This window comes from Nocardioides alcanivorans (genome assembly GCF_021555175.1).
Taxonomy (GTDB): domain Bacteria; phylum Actinomycetota; class Actinomycetes; order Propionibacteriales; family Nocardioidaceae; genus Nocardioides; species Nocardioides alcanivorans.
On the sequence record NZ_JAKGRW010000053.1, the window covers coordinates 81434 to 98374 of the forward strand.

At 69.8% G+C, this 16941-nt stretch carries 22 protein-coding genes; 13 read left to right on the forward strand and 9 right to left on the reverse strand.

Annotated elements, in window-relative coordinates; all coding sequences use genetic code 11:
- Positions 1 to 140 precede the first annotated feature (140 nt).
- The 3 genes from L1066_RS22490 to L1066_RS22500 are packed head-to-tail and all read right to left on the reverse strand — an operon-like array spanning position 141 to position 1461.
- The gene (locus L1066_RS22490; RefSeq protein ID WP_235738612.1) at positions 141 to 701 is read right to left on the reverse strand and encodes a hypothetical protein; all 561 of its coding nucleotides are present in this window, start codon (positions 699 to 701) and stop codon (positions 141 to 143) included.
- Positions 698 to 1054: a hypothetical protein gene (locus L1066_RS22495; RefSeq protein ID WP_235738613.1), complete on the reverse strand. Its 357-nt coding sequence runs from the start codon at positions 1052 to 1054 to the stop codon at positions 698 to 700. Before L1066_RS22495 ends, L1066_RS22490 begins: the two co-directional genes overlap by 4 nt.
- Positions 988 to 1461 carry a hypothetical protein gene (locus tag L1066_RS22500; RefSeq protein WP_235738614.1) on the reverse strand — a complete coding sequence of 158 codons (474 nt, stop codon included), beginning with the start codon at positions 1459 to 1461 and terminating at the stop codon, positions 988 to 990. The genes L1066_RS22495 and L1066_RS22500 overlap by 67 nt, the downstream gene beginning before the upstream one ends.
- Before the next feature lie 153 nt (positions 1462 to 1614).
- Between L1066_RS22500 and L1066_RS22505 the strand changes: the two genes are divergently transcribed.
- The 4 genes from L1066_RS22505 (at position 1615) to L1066_RS27215 (ending at position 4337) form a co-directional block, all read left to right on the forward strand.
- Positions 1615 to 2499 (forward strand): LLM class flavin-dependent oxidoreductase, encoded by an 885-nt coding sequence (locus tag L1066_RS22505; RefSeq protein WP_235738615.1) that lies wholly within the window; start codon positions 1615 to 1617, stop codon positions 2497 to 2499.
- Entirely contained in the window at positions 2496 to 2618 is a 123-nt protein-coding gene (locus L1066_RS27205; RefSeq protein WP_283095569.1) for a hypothetical protein, read from the forward strand. The genes L1066_RS22505 and L1066_RS27205 overlap by 4 nt, the downstream gene beginning before the upstream one ends.
- A gap of 208 nt (positions 2619 to 2826) precedes the next feature.
- On the forward strand, positions 2827 to 3390 hold the full coding sequence (locus L1066_RS27210; RefSeq protein ID WP_283095570.1) for an FAD-dependent oxidoreductase: 564 nt from the start codon (positions 2827 to 2829) through the stop codon (positions 3388 to 3390).
- The gene (locus L1066_RS27215) at positions 3297 to 4337 is read left to right on the forward strand and encodes an FAD-binding protein (protein WP_312008573.1); all 1041 of its coding nucleotides are present in this window, start codon (positions 3297 to 3299) and stop codon (positions 4335 to 4337) included. Before L1066_RS27210 ends, L1066_RS27215 begins: the two co-directional genes overlap by 94 nt.
- A gap of 76 nt (positions 4338 to 4413) precedes the next feature.
- Here the strand turns inward: L1066_RS27215 and L1066_RS22515 are convergent, their stop codons facing one another.
- Positions 4414 to 5010, reverse strand: coding sequence for a TetR/AcrR family transcriptional regulator (locus L1066_RS22515; protein ID WP_235738616.1), 597 nt, complete (start codon positions 5008 to 5010; stop codon positions 4414 to 4416).
- A 115-nt stretch (positions 5011 to 5125) separates the two neighbouring features.
- Here L1066_RS22515 and L1066_RS22520 point away from each other — a divergent pair, with 115 nt between their 5' ends.
- The gene (locus L1066_RS22520; RefSeq protein ID WP_235738617.1) at positions 5126 to 5665 is read left to right on the forward strand and encodes an NADPH-dependent FMN reductase; all 540 of its coding nucleotides are present in this window, start codon (positions 5126 to 5128) and stop codon (positions 5663 to 5665) included.
- A gap of 108 nt (positions 5666 to 5773) precedes the next feature.
- Here the strand turns inward: L1066_RS22520 and L1066_RS22525 are convergent, their stop codons facing one another.
- Genes L1066_RS22525 through L1066_RS22535 form a run of 3 tightly spaced genes read right to left on the reverse strand, consistent with a single transcriptional unit; the run spans position 5774 to position 7482 of the window.
- Positions 5774 to 6424 (reverse strand): SDR family oxidoreductase, encoded by a 651-nt coding sequence (locus tag L1066_RS22525; RefSeq protein ID WP_235738618.1) that lies wholly within the window; start codon positions 6422 to 6424, stop codon positions 5774 to 5776.
- Between the two features lie 9 nt (positions 6425 to 6433).
- Positions 6434 to 6802 carry a helix-turn-helix transcriptional regulator gene (locus L1066_RS22530; RefSeq protein WP_235738619.1) on the reverse strand — a complete coding sequence of 123 codons (369 nt, stop codon included), beginning with the start codon at positions 6800 to 6802 and terminating at the stop codon, positions 6434 to 6436.
- 8 nt (positions 6803 to 6810) lie between these two features.
- Entirely contained in the window at positions 6811 to 7482 is a 672-nt protein-coding gene (locus tag L1066_RS22535; RefSeq protein WP_235738620.1) for an AraC family transcriptional regulator, read from the reverse strand.
- Between the two features lie 70 nt (positions 7483 to 7552).
- Here L1066_RS22535 and L1066_RS22540 point away from each other — a divergent pair, with 70 nt between their 5' ends.
- From L1066_RS22540 to L1066_RS22555, 4 genes are read left to right on the forward strand one after another with little or no spacing between them, the layout of a single operon-like run.
- Positions 7553 to 8671 carry a flavin-containing monooxygenase gene (locus tag L1066_RS22540; protein ID WP_235738621.1) on the forward strand — a complete coding sequence of 373 codons (1119 nt, stop codon included), beginning with the start codon at positions 7553 to 7555 and terminating at the stop codon, positions 8669 to 8671.
- Entirely contained in the window at positions 8635 to 9045 is a 411-nt protein-coding gene (locus tag L1066_RS22545) for a hypothetical protein (RefSeq protein ID WP_235738622.1), read from the forward strand. The genes L1066_RS22540 and L1066_RS22545 overlap by 37 nt, the downstream gene beginning before the upstream one ends.
- Positions 9042 to 10736, forward strand: a complete 1695-nt coding sequence (locus L1066_RS22550; RefSeq protein ID WP_235738623.1) for a GMC oxidoreductase — start codon at positions 9042 to 9044, stop codon at positions 10734 to 10736. The genes L1066_RS22545 and L1066_RS22550 overlap by 4 nt, the downstream gene beginning before the upstream one ends.
- A 50-nt stretch (positions 10737 to 10786) precedes the next feature.
- Entirely contained in the window at positions 10787 to 11131 is a 345-nt protein-coding gene (locus tag L1066_RS22555; RefSeq protein WP_235738624.1) for a zinc ribbon domain-containing protein YjdM, read from the forward strand.
- Between the two features lie 119 nt (positions 11132 to 11250).
- On the opposite strand, the gene L1066_RS22560 is transcribed toward L1066_RS22555, so the two are convergent.
- Together L1066_RS22560 and L1066_RS22565 are read right to left on the reverse strand one after the other, a co-directional pair.
- Positions 11251 to 12054 (reverse strand): 2-keto-4-pentenoate hydratase, encoded by an 804-nt coding sequence (locus L1066_RS22560; protein ID WP_235738625.1) that lies wholly within the window; start codon positions 12052 to 12054, stop codon positions 11251 to 11253.
- A gap of 71 nt (positions 12055 to 12125) precedes the next feature.
- Positions 12126 to 12797: a hypothetical protein gene (locus tag L1066_RS22565; protein ID WP_235738626.1), complete on the reverse strand. Its 672-nt coding sequence runs from the start codon at positions 12795 to 12797 to the stop codon at positions 12126 to 12128.
- A gap of 90 nt (positions 12798 to 12887) precedes the next feature.
- On the opposite strand from L1066_RS22565, the gene L1066_RS22570 reads away from it, so the two are divergent.
- The 4 genes from L1066_RS22570 (at position 12888) to L1066_RS22585 (ending at position 16925) form a co-directional block, all read left to right on the forward strand.
- Complete coding sequence (locus tag L1066_RS22570; protein ID WP_235738627.1) at positions 12888 to 13535, forward strand: ATP-binding cassette domain-containing protein; 648 nt, start codon at positions 12888 to 12890, stop codon at positions 13533 to 13535.
- 168 nt (positions 13536 to 13703) lie between these two features.
- Positions 13704 to 15470: a YhgE/Pip domain-containing protein gene (locus L1066_RS22575; protein WP_235738628.1), complete on the forward strand. Its 1767-nt coding sequence runs from the start codon at positions 13704 to 13706 to the stop codon at positions 15468 to 15470.
- 28 nt (positions 15471 to 15498) lie between these two features.
- Positions 15499 to 16317: a formate dehydrogenase accessory sulfurtransferase FdhD gene (fdhD, locus tag L1066_RS22580; protein WP_235738629.1), complete on the forward strand. Its 819-nt coding sequence runs from the start codon at positions 15499 to 15501 to the stop codon at positions 16315 to 16317.
- Positions 16317 to 16925, forward strand: coding sequence for a class I SAM-dependent methyltransferase (locus L1066_RS22585; RefSeq protein ID WP_235738630.1), 609 nt, complete (start codon positions 16317 to 16319; stop codon positions 16923 to 16925). Before fdhD ends, L1066_RS22585 begins: the two co-directional genes overlap by 1 nt.
- Positions 16926 to 16941: the final 16 nt, after the last annotated feature.

Genomic DNA, 16941 nt, shown 5'->3' on the forward strand with positions numbered 1-16941 from the left:
CACAAAGCAAGGGCTTCGCCCAAATTCGTCGCGCCCGGTACCCCGGCCGACACGCGCGGTCGTCCCTAACAGATTTGTAGTTTCTCGGCGGGAACTACAAATCTGTTAGGGACGACCCGGATTTCGACGCTCGTTCGGGGCTATTTCTTCACCTTCACCGCTTTCGAGGTCGCCTTCGCTTGCTTGAACCCCGGGCGTTTGACCGTCACTTGCACGGAGAGCTTCCTGCCGCGATCGGCCTTGGCGACCTTGTAGGCCTTCTTCGCCCCCTTGGCGCCCTTGATCGCCTTGCCGTTGCGCAGCCAGCGGAACGTCACCTTCGTCGGCGCCTTCGACCACGTGCCCGCAGTCGCCTTGAGGGTCTTGCCTGCCTTGGCCTTGCCCTTGACGGCGGGCTTCTTCTTCAACTTCAGGGCCTTGGTGCTGGCACCGGGCTTGCCCGGGTCGTAGGTGGCCTTCGACCAGTCCGGGTCGGTGCCGCCCGCGATGATCTTCTTGAACGTCGTGGCGGAGCCGCAGGCACCGAACTTGTCGATCTTGTGGATGCTCCCGTACTGCTCGTAGACCACTTCGTCGTTGCTCGGCCCGAAGCTCGGGCGCTCGAAGTCGCTGAGATACGGCTCGGGAGTCTCTTCCTCCTCGTTGGCAGAGCACGCATAGACGGGAGGAGCTGGAACGCTGGTGCGCGGGTTCCCGGTCACCGAAGCGAGCGTGATGATGCCAGCCCCTGTGCCAGGAACGTCAGGCGCTGCCCGTTGGGCGAGAGCATCGGGTCGCTGAGGTCGACGTACGTCCAGTCGTCGAGCTCGAAGATGTCGTCGGCGTCGAACCACGTGCTCGGCGCGGCGTCGCTTCCCCAGTCGTGGATCTTCACCGGCCCGGAGTTCGTGAAGAGGAGGCGCGAATTCGTCAGCCACGACGGGTCGGAGCCGATGACGAGTCCGCCGGCCAGGTCGTCGGAACCGTCGCGGATGTTGCTCAACCCGGTCAGCGCCTCGATCGTCCACGACGTGGAGCCGGAGTACTGGACGGTCCGGAGCTGGGAGTAGGCCACGCGCTTCCCGTCGGGCGAGATGGCCGGCTCCATGATGGGCGTGAGCCGGATCGTCGTACCCCGCCTTCGACGAAGAGGTTCCCGGGCGACATCGTGTTCAACACCTTGCCGGACTGGTTGATCACTCGGATCCTGTTGCCCTTCATCACCGCGATCCGCCCGTTGTCGGACATGCTCGGCTCCGCATAGGGGCTTGCCTTGGTGCCATCGGTGGTGATCCTCGTCTGCCCGGAGCCGTCCCCGCGGGCCACCCAGACGTTGTCGCCCTTGATGAACACGATGGTGCCGCCGGACGTCGCCGCCTGCGCCGAGCCCGCCGCGCCGCCCACCACACTTGCGGGGACCACCGTCCCCACGGCAGCCACCAGGGCCATCGCCGTCACCGCTGCCATCCGTCTGATCCGCATCTGGTGTCCTCTCGAGGTCGAGCCTCCGATCCTGACCTGTCGCACGTCCGGCTCGCGTCGTCCACGCGGTGACACCTCGGTCATCCCTTGGTCGTACGGCGGCCCGATGGAACCTGCAGCGAGAAATGGCCCGGACTCTGGTTGGGTGACGACATGGCCGTCTTCGTCACCCGCTTCGACTTCCGACTCCCCAACGCGTCGCCCGAGCAGCGTCAGGCACTCTTCGCCCGCGCCGTGCAGCAGGCGGCGTACGTCGACCAACACGGTCAGGACGCGATCGTGCTGTCCGAGCACCACGCGTCGGCAGACGGGTACCTTCCCAGTCCGCTGATCGTGGCGAGCGCCTTCGCCGCCGTGACCGAGCGGATCGGCATCTCCATCGCCGCCATCTTGGGCAACCTCTACGACCCGGTGCGCCTGGCCGAGGACATCGCGGTGCTCGACCACGTCAGCAAGGGTCGCGTCGGCTACACGTTCGGGCTCGGCTACCGCCCCCTGGAGTACGCCCTGCTCGAACGTGACTGGGCCAGCCGCGGCACCGACATGGAGGCCAGGCTGGAGCTGCTCCTCGCTGCCTTGCACGGCGAGGAGGTCGAGCGCGGCGGCGTGAAGCAGCGGGTCACCCCGACTCCGTTCAGCCAGCCGCACCCCAACTTCTTCTACGGCGGCGGCTCGCTGGTCGCGGCCCGCCGCGCCGCCCGCCTCGGCCTGGGGTTTGCCCCGCAGACCGCATCCCCCGAGCTGCGTGCTGCCTACGAGCAGGGCTGCCGCGACGCCGGGCGCGAGCCTGGCTTCGTGCTCGCTCCCCCGAAGCAGGGTCCTGCCACGATCTTCTGCGCCGAAGACCCCGACGCATTCTGGGACCAGCACGGCATCCACCTGCTCCATGACGCGCAGGCCTACCAGGCGTGGCGCGACGAGGGCGGCCGCGACCCGAAGTCCGCGAGCCACGTCGCCGATGCGTCCACGACCGTCGAGGCGATGCGGGCCGCCGGCGTCTACGCGGTGTTCTCCCCGACGAGCTCATCGACAAGTTGAAGGCGCGTGAGATCAAGGTCGTCACCAGTCACCCGGCCTGCGGCGGCATGCCGGAGGAGCCCTCGTGGCAGCACCTGCGGTTGATCAGCGAGCGCGTGATTCCCGCCGTCCGCCCCTGACCCGCGCGAACCCTCACTCGGAACGCGCGAACCCTCACTCGGAACGCGCGAACCCTCACTCGTAACGCGCGAACCCTCACTCGGAACGCGCGAACCCTCACTCGGAGACGCACGCGGGCGCCGACACCGCCCGCCCGATGGGACTCAACCGCCACCAACGACTCGTGGCTCGTAGTGTGCGAGCGATCGCAACGAAGGGAAGAGCCGAATGAGCAACGAGCAGGTCTTCGACGTAGTCGTGGTGGGTTCCGGAGGCGGCGCCCTGACGGCGGCGCACCTGGCCACCAAGCACGGACTCTCCACCGTGGTCGTCGAGCGCACCGACAAGGTCGGCGGCACCTCCGCCTACTCCGGCGGCGCGTGCTGGTTGCCCGGCACCCAAGTGCAGCAGCGGGCCGGTCTCGCCGAATCCACGGCGTCCGCGCGCGAGTACCTCGGCGCCCTGCTCGACGACCCCAGCCAGGACAAGGTCGAGGCATTCCTGACCCACGCTCCGGAGCTCGTCGCCGAACTGGAGTCGGACGAGCTCATGGAGTTCGAGTTCATCTCCTTCCCGGAGTACTACGAGCGCCCCGGCCGCTCCCCGGCGGCCGTTCGATCACGCCCCTCGGCATCAAGCGCGACGAGCTCCCCGAGCAGGTCGACGCACTGCTGCGCCCGCCGGTCGAGAAGGACCGCGTGGGTGAGGGCGGGCGCCGTACGCTCACGGGTGGCCAGTCCCTCGTCGGCCGGCTCCTCGCGATGTTCGTGCGTGACGGAGGCACCGTGCTGACCGGTCACACGATGACCGAGCTCGTCACCGACGGCGACCGGGTGACCGGCATCGTCGCCCAGACGGCGGACGGCCCGGTCACGATCACCGCCCGCAAGGGCGTCATCCTCGCCAGCGGCGGCTACGAGGGCGACCAGGCCCGTCGGACGGCGCGCGGGGTGCCGGGTTCGGCCGACTGGACGATGGCGCCGGTGGGCACCAACAAGGGTGAGCCGGTCGACGCCGCTGCCGCGGTCGGAGCCGCGACCGCGCTGCTCGACGAGGGTTGGTACTGCCCCGGCCTGGCCCAGCCCGACGGCTGGGGCACCTTCACGCTCGGTTTCCGCTCGGGCCTGATGGTCGACCAGACCGGCAAGCGCTACGCCAACGAGAACCTTCCCTACGACCGGTTCGGCCGCGAGATGGCGAAGGCACCCGAGCGGATCCCCTCGTGGTACCTCTTCGACAACTCCGAGGGCGGTCAGCTTCCTGCCATCGCGATCCCGCAGGGCGACGCTGCGGCGCATCTCGCTGCGGGCACGTGGGTCCAGGCCGACACCGTCGAGGAGCTGGCCGAGAAGATCGGCATCCCGGCAATCGTCGAGACCGTCGACCGTTTCAACGGCTTCGCCGAGAGCGGCGTCGACGAGGACTTCGGTCGCGGCGTCGACGAGTTCGACACCCACTTCGTCTACACCGACAACGGCAAGAACAAGGCGCTCTCCCCACTGGCCAACGGCCCGTTCTTCGCAGCGAAGTTCGTGCTCTCCGACCTCGGCACCAAGGGCGGCGTCGTGACCGACGCAGCCTCGCGGGCGCTTCGCGAGGACGGCTCGGTCATCCCCGGCCTCTATGCCACGTCCAATGCGACCGCCTCGGTCTTCGGCGCCTACTACCCGGCTCCGGGCGCCCCGCTCGGCTCCGCGATGGTCTTCGGCTCCCTCGCGGTGCGCGACCTGCTGGCCTGACCCCTCCGGCCGCTCAGCGCCGTACGTTGAGGTCACCTGATGACCTCGGCGTACGGCGCTGACGTGTTTCTCGGGGTCAGCCGACCACGCGCCGCGCGAGGTCGCACCAGGCGTCGGCGATCCGCTCGACGCCGAACCCGGAGCCGACCTGATGGCGTACCACGGAGATGTCGAGCGGCGCCAGGAGTGAAGTGGCGAGCAAGGGCAGGTCACCGTCGACCCCGCACTCGGCCAACAGGTGGCGCACGTGCATGACGGCGAAGAGTCGTGCCGGATGGGAGTGGCCATCGGGACCGCTGGCGGCCTCGATGAGGTCAGCATGGGCCAGGTTGAGCTCGAGGCGGGAGCGTCCGAAGGCGACGAGCCGGTCGTACGCCGACGCGCCCGGTCCGAGCGGCGGCTCGCCGGCGATCACCGCAGCCTGCCAGGCGGTCTCCGACTCGTTGAGCACGGCCGCCATCAGGCCCGGCCGGCTGCCGAACCTTCGGAAGACCGTGCCCTTGCCGACACCGGCCGCCTCTGCGACCGACTCCATCGTCACCGAGGCGGCACCCTCCTGCGCGACCAGGCACACGGCTGCCTGCAGCACCGCGTCGCGGTTGCGTGCGGCGTCACTGCGGGGCAGCGGCGGGTCGTCGAGGAGCGGGAGCAGTGGATGCTCAGGAGTCGGCATGGCACTGCCAGCCTAGTGGCGAAGGGCTCGACGTGGTGCAGGTCACGGGAATGAAACCGGACTCCGGTCCGTTTAGCACCCGGAAACCAGTTGAACACCCAAGAGGAGCTTCTCCATGTCGGCCATCCGTATCGCCACCCTCGTCGGCAGCCTCCGCGCCGACTCGGTGAACCGCAAGCTCGCCGAGGCCCTGCGTGACAGCGCTCCCCAGGGGGTCAGCATCGAGATCGTCGAGGGCCTGGCGGAAGTGCCCTTCTACAACGAGGACCTCGACGCCGGCAGCGCCCCCGAGGCCGCCAGCCTGCTCCGCAAGCAGGTCGCCGAGGCAGACCGTGTCCTGGTCGTCACCCCCGAATACAACGGCACCATGCCCGCCGTGCTCAACAACGCCATCGACTGGCTCTCCCGTCCCTACGGCGCCGGTGCCCTCGTGGGCAAGCCGCTCGCGGTCATCGGCACCACCCCCACGCCGTACGGCGGCAAGTGGGCCCACGAGGAGACCGTGCGCTCCGCTGGGATCGCTGGGGCGAAGGTGCTCGCCGACCAGGTCGTCTCCCAGCCCGGCATCGAGGTCGACCCGTTGACCGACGCCGAGGTGCAGGCCAAGCTCGCCGACGTCCTCAAGTCGCTGGTGGACTTCGCCGACGAGGCCTGACCTCTCCTCCCGGGACCCCGAAAGGGGGATCGTCCCTAACAGATTTGTAGTTTCTGGCCGGAAACTACAAATCTGTTAGGGACGATCCCCTTCCTTCACGTTCGGAGGTCAACGGGCAAGGGCGTCGGCGATGGGGACGTCGCCGTTGTTGAACTCGATGAACCGGCCGATCGTGGTGGGGTCGGCGAGCACGTGGGCGGCGACGGCGGCGACGTCGGCCCGGGCGACCTGGCTCTTCCCGGAGACGGCAGGCGCGACCTCGATCAGTCCGGTGGGCGGGTCGAGGGTGAGGCCGCTCGGCCCGAGGATCGTCCAGTCGAGGCTGCTGGCGCGCAGGTGCTCGTCAGCAGCCGCCTTCGCCTCGGCGTAGGCGAAGAACGGCTCGGACTCCGGTACGCCGTGGTCGGGGCCGGCACCGAAGTAGGAGACCATCACGAAACGCTTCGCCCCGGCGATCTCCGCCGCATCGATGGTGCGGGAGGCCGCGTCGCGGTCGACCGCATAGGTGCGCTCGGGATCGCCCCCACCGGCACCAGCCGACCACACCACGGCGTCGTAGCCGCGGACCAGTTCCGTGAGCCCAGCGGTGTCGAACTGTTCGACATCGGCGATGAGGGCCTCGGCGCCGGTGTCCGCCACCTCGTCGGCATGGTCGGGGTTGCGGATGACGGCCGTGACCTCGTCACCGCGCTCCACCAACATGGGCTCGAGCAGGAGGGCCACCTTGCCGTGGCCACCGATCACAAGAATGCGAGTCATGTCTCCACGCTACTGACCCGGGCCAGCCCGGTCGGCCGGTGCGACGTATGCCGCCGGGGTGGTCCCGCGCCACCTGCGGAAGGCGACGATGAAGCTGGAGGCCTCGGCGTAGCCCAGACGGAGCGCCACGTCCTCCACCGTGAGGAGCCCGGTCTCGAGCAACTGCACGGCGAGCGTCTCACGCACCTCGTCGAGCAGCGCCTGATAGCTGACTCCCTCGGCCGCCAGGCGCCGGCGCAGGCTCCGGTCCCCCAGTCCCAGGGCGGAGGCGACGCCGGCCATGGGCGCGCCCACGCCGAGCTGTTGGGCGATGAGCACCCGCACCTCATGAGCAGTACCGGTACGTTCGCGGCGGCGGGAGACAAGGTCGGCACACATCGACTCCGTCAGGGCATGCCCCGTGCCTCCCCCAGTAGTCGCGTGTCGAGCAGCGCGGCGTCGAAGGCGAGGCTGTTGTCCGTCGCACCGAAGACAGGATCGACCCCGAGCACCGCGCGATGCCGACCGACCGAGACCGGCTCGGCCCCACGAAAGGTGACGCGGCCGGGAGCGAAGCCGACAGGATGGAGCTGGTCGAGCACCTTCCACACCGCCGTCAGGTCACGCTCGACGAGAAAGCGAGCGACGTCGTCGGGCAACGCGGAGTCGTCGAAGTCGACCACGACCCGTTTCCCCTCGACCCGCGGCGTGGGGATGGCGAAGGTGTGGCTGAGGTCGATGAACCGTAGGGCGAGGTTGGCCGCCTCGGCCAGCGTGCGGCTACTGAGCAGGGCGAAGCCGAGCACTCCGAACGTCTCCGCCCGGTAGCGCGCGCCCACCTCGACACCGAACAGGTCGGGCAGCGCTGCTCGGAGATTGCGCACCACCCGGAGCTCCTGGCGAGCGGTCACCAGCTGCTCCCCGGAGAGCAGGTCGTCTTCGTGCACGCCGGTGCCGACCAGCAGCGCTGGGGCCTCCAGACCGCGCTCGCGACCGTGGCCGACCAGGACCGACAGTCCTGCCGCATCCCGCGGGAAGTCCCACGAAAGGGCAGCAGGGCGGGCGAAGTCGAGGGACATGTCCGCAATTGTGGATCGCGTGGCCGCAGTTGTCTCCCCCACGTCCGCGCTTCGTCCTAGGTTGCCGAGCATGACTGACGCGCACTCCCCCTCCGTGCTGATCATCGGCGCCGGCCTCGGCGGTCTCGGGGTGGCCGCACACCTCGGTCGCGCCGGCCAGCACGACGTGACGGTGCTCGAGCGGGCCGACGCACCTGGGGGCGTGTGGCGCGACAACACCTATCCGGGCGCCGCCTGCGACGTGCCGTCGTCGCTCTACTCGTGGAGCTTCGCCCCCAACCCCGGTTGGGAGCGTCGCTACGGCACGCAGCCCGACATCCTGCGCTACATCGAGCAGCAGGTCGACGCACTCCACCTGCGCGAAAGGATCCACACCGGCCAGCACGTCGTCTCCGCGACCTGGGAGGCGGGCGTCCACCAGTGGCGCGTGGTCACCGCGACCGGCCGCGAGTACGTCGCCGATGTGCTGGTGCCGGCAACCGGTCAACTCTCCGACCCCGTCATCCCTGCACTGCCCGGTGTCGACACCTTCGACGGCCCCACCTTCCACTCCGCCGCGTGGCGGCACGACGTTGACCTCCGGGGCAAGCGGGTGTCGGTGCTCGGCACCGGCGCCTCGGCCGTCCAGTTCGTGCCGGCCATCGTCGACGACGTCGCGAGCATGACCGTCTTCCAGCGTTCGGCGCCCTACGTCGTGCCGAAGCCGGACCGGGCCTACACGCGGGCGCACCACGCGGCGTACCGACGCCTGCCGACGGCTCAGGCCTTCGGGCGAGGCCTCACCTGGCGGCTGTCGGAGTGGCTCAACGCCGCGTTCGAGGGCGGCGGGGTGCTGCCGAGGCTGCTGCGCACCTCCTGGCGGGCGCACCTGCGCGCGACCGTCAAGGACCCGTTGAAGCGGGCCAAGCTGGTGCCCGACCACCCGATCGGGTGCAAGCGGCTGCTCTTCTCCAACGACTGGTATCCCGCGCTCGACCGGGACCACGTCGCCGTCGTGACCGAGGCCGTGGACGCGGTCGAGCCGGGCGGCATCCGCACCGTCGACGGGCAGCTCCACGCAGCCGACGTGATCATCTGGGGCACCGGCTTCTCGGCCACCGACTTCCTCGGTGGCATGGACGTGAGCGGCATCGACCACCTCCCCTGGCGGACGTGTGGCGCAATGGTGCGCACGCGCACCTGGGCATGACCGTGCCCGGCTTTCCCAACCTCTTCTGGATCTACGGCCCCAACACCAACCTCGGCGGCGGCTCGATCGTCTCGATGATGGAGGCGCAGGCCCGGTACGTCGTCGACGCGGTCCGGCACCTCGCCGGCGGCCTGCATCTGGGCGAGCGGATCGCGCTCGACACCCGTCCGGAGGCGGCGGCCGCTTGGGATGCGGAGATGCAGTCGCGCCTGGGGGCGTCGGTGTGGAACGACTGCGCGAGTTGGTATCGCACCGACGCCGGAAGGATCACCACCAACTGGCCGGGAACCGTTGCCGAGTACCAGCAACGAACCTGGCAGTTCGACCCGTCCGTGTTCGTGGAGACCATCGTGGAGCAGGGAGTCCGGGCATGAACCAGCAGGTCAAGCACTACGACGTCATCGTCATCGGCTCCGGCTTCGGCGGCTCGGTCTCTGCGCTGCGGCTGACCGAGAAGGGCTACAAGGTCGGTGTCCTCGAAGCCGGGCGGCGCTTCGACGACCAGGACCTCCCCACGACGTCGTGGCGGGTGCGCGACTACCTCTGGGCGCCGGCACTGGGCTGCAAGGGAATCATGCGGATGACCCTGCTCAAGGACATCCTGGTGCTGTCGGGCGCCGGAGTCGGCGGCGGCTCCCTCGTCTATGCCAACACCCTCTACGAACCGCCGACGGCGTTCTACGAGGACGCGCACTGGGCGCACATCACCGACTGGGCCGAGGAGTTGGCGCCGGCCTACGACCAGGCCAAGCGGATGCTCGGTGCCACCACCTACCCCGAGGTGTCACCCGCCGACGAGGTGATGAAGGCGGTCGCCGACGGACTCGGGGTGGGTGACACCTTCCACCCGACCGAGGTCGGCGTGCTCTTCGGCGAGCGACCAGGCCAGACGGTGGCTGACCCGTTCTTCGGTGGCCAAGGGCCGGCACGCACGACGTGCACCAACTGCGGCGAGTGCATGACCGGTTGCCGTCACGGCGCCAAGAACACGCTGGTGAAGAACTACCTCCACCTGGCCGAGCAGGCCGGCGCCGAGGTGCACCCCCTCACCACCGTCACCGACGTGGTGCCGCGGCGCCTTGGCGGCTACCTGGTGACCACCCGCCGGACGGGCGGACGCAAGCAGACGGTGTTCACCGCAGACCACGTCATCTTCTCCGCGGCGTCCCTGGGCACTCAACGGCTGCTGCACAGGCTCCGTGACCGAGGCAGCCTGCCGCGGATCTCGAGACGCTTGGGTGAGCTGTCGCGCTCCAACTCCGAAGCGGTCCTCGGCGCCCGCTCGCGACGCACCGACGTCGACTTCACCCGCGGGGTGGCGATCACGTCGTCGATCCACCTCGATGAGTCGACCCACGTCGAGCCCTGTCGCTATGGCCACGGCAGCAACGCGCTCAGCCTGCTGATGGCGACCTTGACCGACGTCGAGCCGGGCCGCAATCGACTGCTCACGGGGTTGCGCGCCATGTGGCGCAACCGTCGCGACCTGCTCACGCTCCACGACCCGCGGAGGTGGTCGGAGCAGACCATCCCGTTGCTGGTGATGCAGACCGACGACAACTCCCTGACGACCTACACGAGGCGTCGCCCCTGGGGTCGTCGGATGACGACCAAGCAGGGCATCGGAAAGCCCAACCCGGTGTGGATCCCGGCCGCCCACGACGTGACCCGTCGGGTCGCCGACGAGATCGACGGGATTGCGGGCGGCACCTGGGCAGACCTGGTCAACGTGCCGACAACCGGCCACTTCATCGGGGGATGCCCCATCGGCGAGACACCCGAGGACGGCGTGGTCGACCCCTACCACCGCCTGCACGGCCACCCCGGGCTGCACGTGGTCGACGGATCGGTCGTCGCGGCCAATCTCGGCGTGAACCCTTCCCTGACCATCACCGCCATGGCGGAACGCGCCATGGCCTTCTGGCCCAACAAGGGAGACGAGGATCCGCGTCCACCGCACGGAGCGGCGTACCAACGCCTGAGGCCGGTCGCCCCCGACAGGCCGACGGTGCCGCCCTTGGCACCCGCTGCCTACCGGCTGCCGCTCCACATCGCCACGAAGTAGCGGCCGAGCGCAGAAACGTGACGAGTCGGGCACCGTTAGGATCTTCGCTCGTGACCGAAGAACTTCCCCCGTGTCCCCAGTGCTCCAGTGCCTACAGCTATGAGATGGGCGAGCTGCTGGTCTGCCCCGAGTGCGCCCACGAGTGGTCGCCGAGCGAGGAGGCGGCGGCAGAGGAGGCTGCCCAGGTCCGTGACTCGGTGGGCAATGTGCTGCTGGACGGCGACAACGTGACGATCGTCAAGGACCTCAAGGTCAAGGGCGGCGGCACCATCAAGGTCGGCACCAGGGTGCGCGGCATCCGCCTGGTCGACGGTGTCGGCGACCACGACATCGACGCCAAGGTCGACGGGTTCGGCCCGATGCAGCTCAAGTCCAGCGTGGTCAAGAAGGCCTGACGGCCGCCCTTCGTACGTCGATCACTCGGTTCGCGCATTCCAACTGAAGGCTCGCGCATTCCAACTGAAGGCTCGCGCGTTCCAACTGAAGGTTCGCGCGTTCCGACTGAAGGTTCGCGTCAGGCGGAGAAGGTGGCGGTGGCGCTTCCCAGGCCAGAGATGTGGGCGGTGACGACCTGGCCGGGCGCGACCGGGCGCATCGGGCCGAGGGCGCCGGAGAGCAGCACCTGACCGGCGCGCAGCGGCACCCCGAAGTCGCGCGCATAGCGGGCCAGCCACGACACGGCGTTGAGCGGGTCGCCCAGGCAGGCCGCGCCGTTGCCGGTTGAGACCTCTTCGCCGTCGATGGTCATCGACATCTCGACCTCGACTGGCTCGAAGTCGGCCAAGGTGAGGCGCTGGGTACCCAGCACGTAGAGGCCACTGGAGGCGTTGTCGGCGACGGTGTCACCGAACGAGATGTTCCAGTTCTCGATGCGGGAGTCGACGATCTCGAGCGCGGCAACTGCGTAGTCGATCGCCCCGCGCACCTGGGCGACGTCGAGCTCACCCTCGGCGAGGTCCTCTCCGAGCACGAAGGCGACCTCGGCCTCGACCTTGGGCTGCAGGAGGCGCGACATCGGGACGACCTCGTCCTCGCGGTACTCCATGTCGTCGAGCAACACGCCGAAGTCGGGCTGGTCGACGCCGAGCTGGTCCTGGACCGCCTTGGAGGTGGCACCGATCTTGCGGCCCACGACCTTCGCTCCGGCGCCGACCCGCGCCGCGATGAGCTGCTCCTGCACCTTGTAGGCGGCCGCCACGTCGTTCTCGCCGATGAGGTCGCGCACCGGATCGCATGGGCTGTTGGTCTCGATCGCCCGGAAGAGGCGCTGGGCGGCGGCGTCGATGTTGGCAGGGCTGGCCACGGGCTGCGTCGTCATGGGGTCATCGTCTCCGACCGCCGGTGACCCTGGCAGCCCCGGGGTCCGTTGAACGGAACGCAGCGGACCGCTCAGGCGCGCCGGCGTACGACGGCGACTCCCACCAACGCGGCGCCGAGCACGACGGCGATCCCGCCCACGCCCCACGGTACGGCGTCACTCGAGTCCTGTTCGTCGGCGTCGGTCCCACCGGCAGCAGTCGAGGCTGCCTCGGTGCTGCCGTCGTCGGCAGGTCCTGCCTCGGCGCCTGCGGTGCCTGGGTTGCCAGTGAGGTCGACGACCTCCGCGATGCTCTGCTCGCCGGCCGGACCGGAGCCGCCGCAGAGGTAGGCGCCGTAGCGGCCCTCCTCGGTCGCTGCGAGGAACCACAGCCACTGCTCCTCCGGCCCGGGGAGCGGGTCGATGCCGCAGGAGGCGCCTCCCGACGCGGTGTGCACCTCGATCTCGGCTCCCACGTCCCCCTTGAAGACCTGGTCCACGGCGACGGTGAAGGTCACGTCGGCCGCGCTCGACATGGTGCCGTCCGGACCGGGTCCGGCTTCGTCGACCTCGGTCACCGTCCCGGTGACGATCCGATCGGCCCACCCGACGTAGTCAGCGGTCTCCCCATCACGCACGAGCAGGCGTGCGCGGGCGCGGCAGCGACGAGCACCACCACAGGCACGACCAGGAGACTCCCCAGCAGACCCCACCACGTGCGCCACCGACGACCGATCATCGCGCCACTCCTCACAGCTCGACATTGCGACACCATTGTGACGTGGCGGACGGCACCACGGTTCCCGCCCACCGGGTTCGACCCCACGAAGTGACCGGCGAGTAGATTCCCCACCGTGACCGAGAAGGCCGACACCACCCCTGTCCTCTTCGCCGACGACATCGAGTTGCGCGAACCACGCCGCACCCTGCTGGCCCGCACCAAGCTCGGTGTCGCGCCCGGCGAGGTGGTGGTGGCGATCGGCCGCCCCGGCAGCGGCCACACCGTGGTCTCCCTGGCCCTGGCCGGCCGGATCGTCCCCACCTCGGGGCGGGTGCTGCTGGGCGAGTCACAGGAGCCACGCGAGCTCCAGTCCGCCGTGGTGCTGGTCGACGTCCCGGGGGTCAGCGAACCCGACGACAACATCCCGCTCCACGTGATCGTCGGCGAGGAGCTTGCGATGGCGGGCCGTCCGGCGCGGCGCAGCGCGGTCCGGGAGGTGCTCGCCGAACACGAGATGACGGCCCACGAGGACCTGCCGATCGGCGAGGTGCCCGCGGTGGCCCGGGTCCGCCTCATGGCCGACCTGGCGGCATCACGCCCCGGGGTCGCCCACGTGGTGCTCACCTATCCCGAGCGACACGGCACACAACCCGAGCAGGTGCTCGACATCGCCCGGGGCCTGGCCGAACGAGGGTTCGGGGTGCTGGTGACCGCCAGCCCGGGCTTCCCGGTGCCCGACGACCTACGCATGGTCCACATCGGCCGGGAGGAGACCCGATGACCTCACTGCGCATTGCCTGGACCGAGATGCGACGGATCACCGCCGGCCGGTTGCCGCGGATCGCGGTGCTGGCGCTCGTGCTGGTGCCCTCGCTCTACGCCGGGCTCTACCTCTATGCCAACGACGACCCCTACGCACGGCTCGACCAGGTGCCCGCGGCTCCTGGTGATGGCCGACGACGGAGCCACCGGCACCGACGGCGAGGAGGTGCGGACCGGACGCCAGGTCGCCGACAACCTGCTCGACTCCGGCGACTTCGACTGGCACGAGGTCTCACAGGCCGAGGCCGCAGCCGGCGTGGAGGACGGCGAGTTCGACTTCGCCCTGGTGATCCCCGAGCACTTCTCCCGTTCGCTCTCCAGCGTCGGCACCGCCGAACCCCAACAGGCACGGATCCGGCTGATCACCAACGACGCCAACTCCTACCTCTCCACCACGATCGCCAACACCGTGGTCGACAAGGTGCGCGACGCAGTCGCCAGCGAGGTCTCGGAGGAGGCCAGTCGCACCTTCCTGACAGGGCTCGCCGACGTCCGCAGCGGGCTGCTCGATGGTGCGGACGGCGCCGCGGAGCTCCGCGACGGCCTGGCCACGGCCCGCAAGGGTGCCAAACAGCTCGACACCGGCGCCGGGCAACTGACCGAGGGCGCCACCCAGCTCGACGACGGCGCCGGCCAGCTCGTCGCGGGGCTGCGCACCATGGAGGACGAGGTGGAGCCGCTGCCTGCCTCTGCCCGCAAGCTCGCTGACGGAGCCCAACAGGTCGCGGACGCCGACCAGAGGATCGCCGACATCGGTGACACCGTGAGCGGTGTGGTGAGTGACATCGACCAGCGGTACGCCGACACGCGTGACGACCTCGAGAGCGCGATGGCCGAGCAAGGGCTCACCCCCGCCCAACAGCGTCGGTTGCTGCAGGTCTACGACCGGGTGGGCAAGCCCATCCGCGATGCTGACAAGGCCGCCGGTGAGGTGCAGGGCAAGCTCGACACCCTGGCCGAGGGCGCGCGCGACGTGGCCGACGGGGCCGGCGCGCTCGCGGACGCCGTACCCGCTCTGGTCGACGGGATCACCGATGCTCGCGCAGGCGCCGAACAGCTCGATGCCGGGGCTGCTGAGCTGGCCACCGGCGCCGGTGAGCTCGCCGAGGGCGCGGGAGAGCTGCACACCGGCCTCACCCAGCTCCACGACGGCGCCAAGCAGCTCACCAAGGGGCTCACCGAGGGTGCCGAGCAGATCCCCGCGCTGGATGACGACACGCAACAGGCGATCGCCGACACGATCGGCAACCCTGTCGACGTGCGTTCCACCGCGCAGACCTCTGCCGGGTCGTACGGCGCCGGCCTGGCTCCGTTCTTCCTCGCGCTCGCCACCTGGATCGGCGGCTATGTGCTCTTCCTGCTCGTCCGACCGCTCTCCACCCGTGCACTTGCCGCCAACCAGACGCCGCTGCGCGTGGCACTCGGCGGTTGGTACACCCCCGCCCTCATCGGGGTGGCCCAGGTGACGGTGATGTTTGCGATCGTCGCGCTGGCGTTGGGGATCGAGCCCGCCAACGTGATGGGCACGTGGCTCTTCCTGCTCTTGTGCTCGGCCTGTTTCGTGGCCATCATCCATGCCCTGAACGCCCTGCTCGGCACTCCGGGGCAGTTCCTGGGCCTGGTGCTGATGGTGCTGCAACTCGTCACCGCGGGCGGCACGTTCCCGTGGCAGACGATCCCCGGATCGCTCCACGTCTTCCACCACCTGCTGCCGATGAGCTATGCGGTCGACGGCCTGCGGCAACTGATGTACGGCGGCCTCGACGCGCGGGTGTTCGCCGACGTCCTGGTGCTGGGGGCGTGGTTGTCCGTCGCACTCCTGGTGACGAGTCGGGTGGCCCGCAAGAAGCGGGTGTGGAACGCCCAGCGGGTCAAGCCCGAACTCGTGCTGTGAGGCGGCGAACGAGTGGTTGGATGGCCCCATGAGCCCCCGAGCCGAGCGCCGCAAGGTGACCCGAGTGCGGTCGGGACGAGTCGACAGCCGACCTGACTCGATCGTCGTCGAGGAGCCCTTGGAGATCCGCGTCGGACAGGACCCGGTCGCGGTCACGATGCGTACGCCGGGTGACGACTTCGAGCTGGCCGTGGGATTCCTGCTCTCCGAGGGCACCGTCACCGATCCCGGACAACTCGTCGGTGTCCGCTACTGCGACGACGGCCGCCCCGATCCCGCGAAGAACATCGTGGACGTCACCCTCGAGGGAGCGGCCCCGAACCAGCACCGCCACCACACGGTCTCCAGCGCGTGCGGGCTGTGTGGCCGCGACAGTCTCGACCAGGTGCGCACTGCCGCGCAGTGGCGGCTCGGGGACGACGGGGCCAGGGTCGACCTGCAGCTGCTCGGGCGGCTGCCCGACCGCCTCCGTGAGGGCCAGGCGGTCTTCGAGCGCACCGGCGGCATCCACGCGGCCGGCCTCTTCACCACCGATGGCGAGCTGCTCGTGCTGCGCGAGGACGTCGGACGCCACAACGCCGTCGACAAGGTCATCGGCTGGGCACTGATGCAGGGCCGGCTCCCGGCGCGCGGCACCGTGCTGCAGGTGAGCAGCCGGCTCTCGTTCGAGTTGGTGCAGAAGGCCTGGCTCGGCGGGATCCCGATCATCGCCGGGGTCTCCGCCCCGTCGACCCTGGCGATCGACCTCGCCGAGGAGGCAGGGATGGGCCTGGCCGGATTCGTCCGCGGCGAATCGCTCAACGTCTATGCAGGGCACCACCGCTTCACCGGCCTGGACGGTCGCTGATGGACGCCGCTGGATGGAACGCCCGCTACGCCGCCAGCGAGCTGGTCTGGTCGGCGACGCCCAACCAGTACGTCGAGGCGCGGCTCGCGTCGCTGCCGCCCGGCCGCGCGGTGGACCTGGGGGCGGGTGAGGGCCGCAACGCCCTGTGGCTGGCCGGTCTGGGCTGGCAGGCGAGTGCCGTCGACTTCTCCGACGCCGGCTTGGCCAAGGGAGCCGCGATCGCCGAGCGGCTCGGAGTGGAGATCGACTGGGTCTGCGCAGACGTGCTCTCCTGGGCGCCCGTGGAGCCCGTCGACCTGACCCTGGTCGCCTACCTGCAGTTCCCACTGGCCGAGCGGCGTCGGTTGGTGGCCAATGCCTGCGCGATGACCGCCCCGGGCGGCACCCTGTTCTGGATCAGCCACGACAGCCACAACCTGCCCCACGGCGTCGGTGGCCCCCAGGACCCGAGTCTGCTGACCACCGCCGACGAGCTCGCCACCTTGCTCGACGAAGGCTGGGACGTCATCGAGGCCTCCCGGGTCGAACGTCAGGTGACTGCTGCCGACGCAACCCGGGAGACGGCGTACGACACCCTGCTCATCGCCCGCGCGCCCGCCGGGGGCTGAGCAAGGCGGCAAGGAG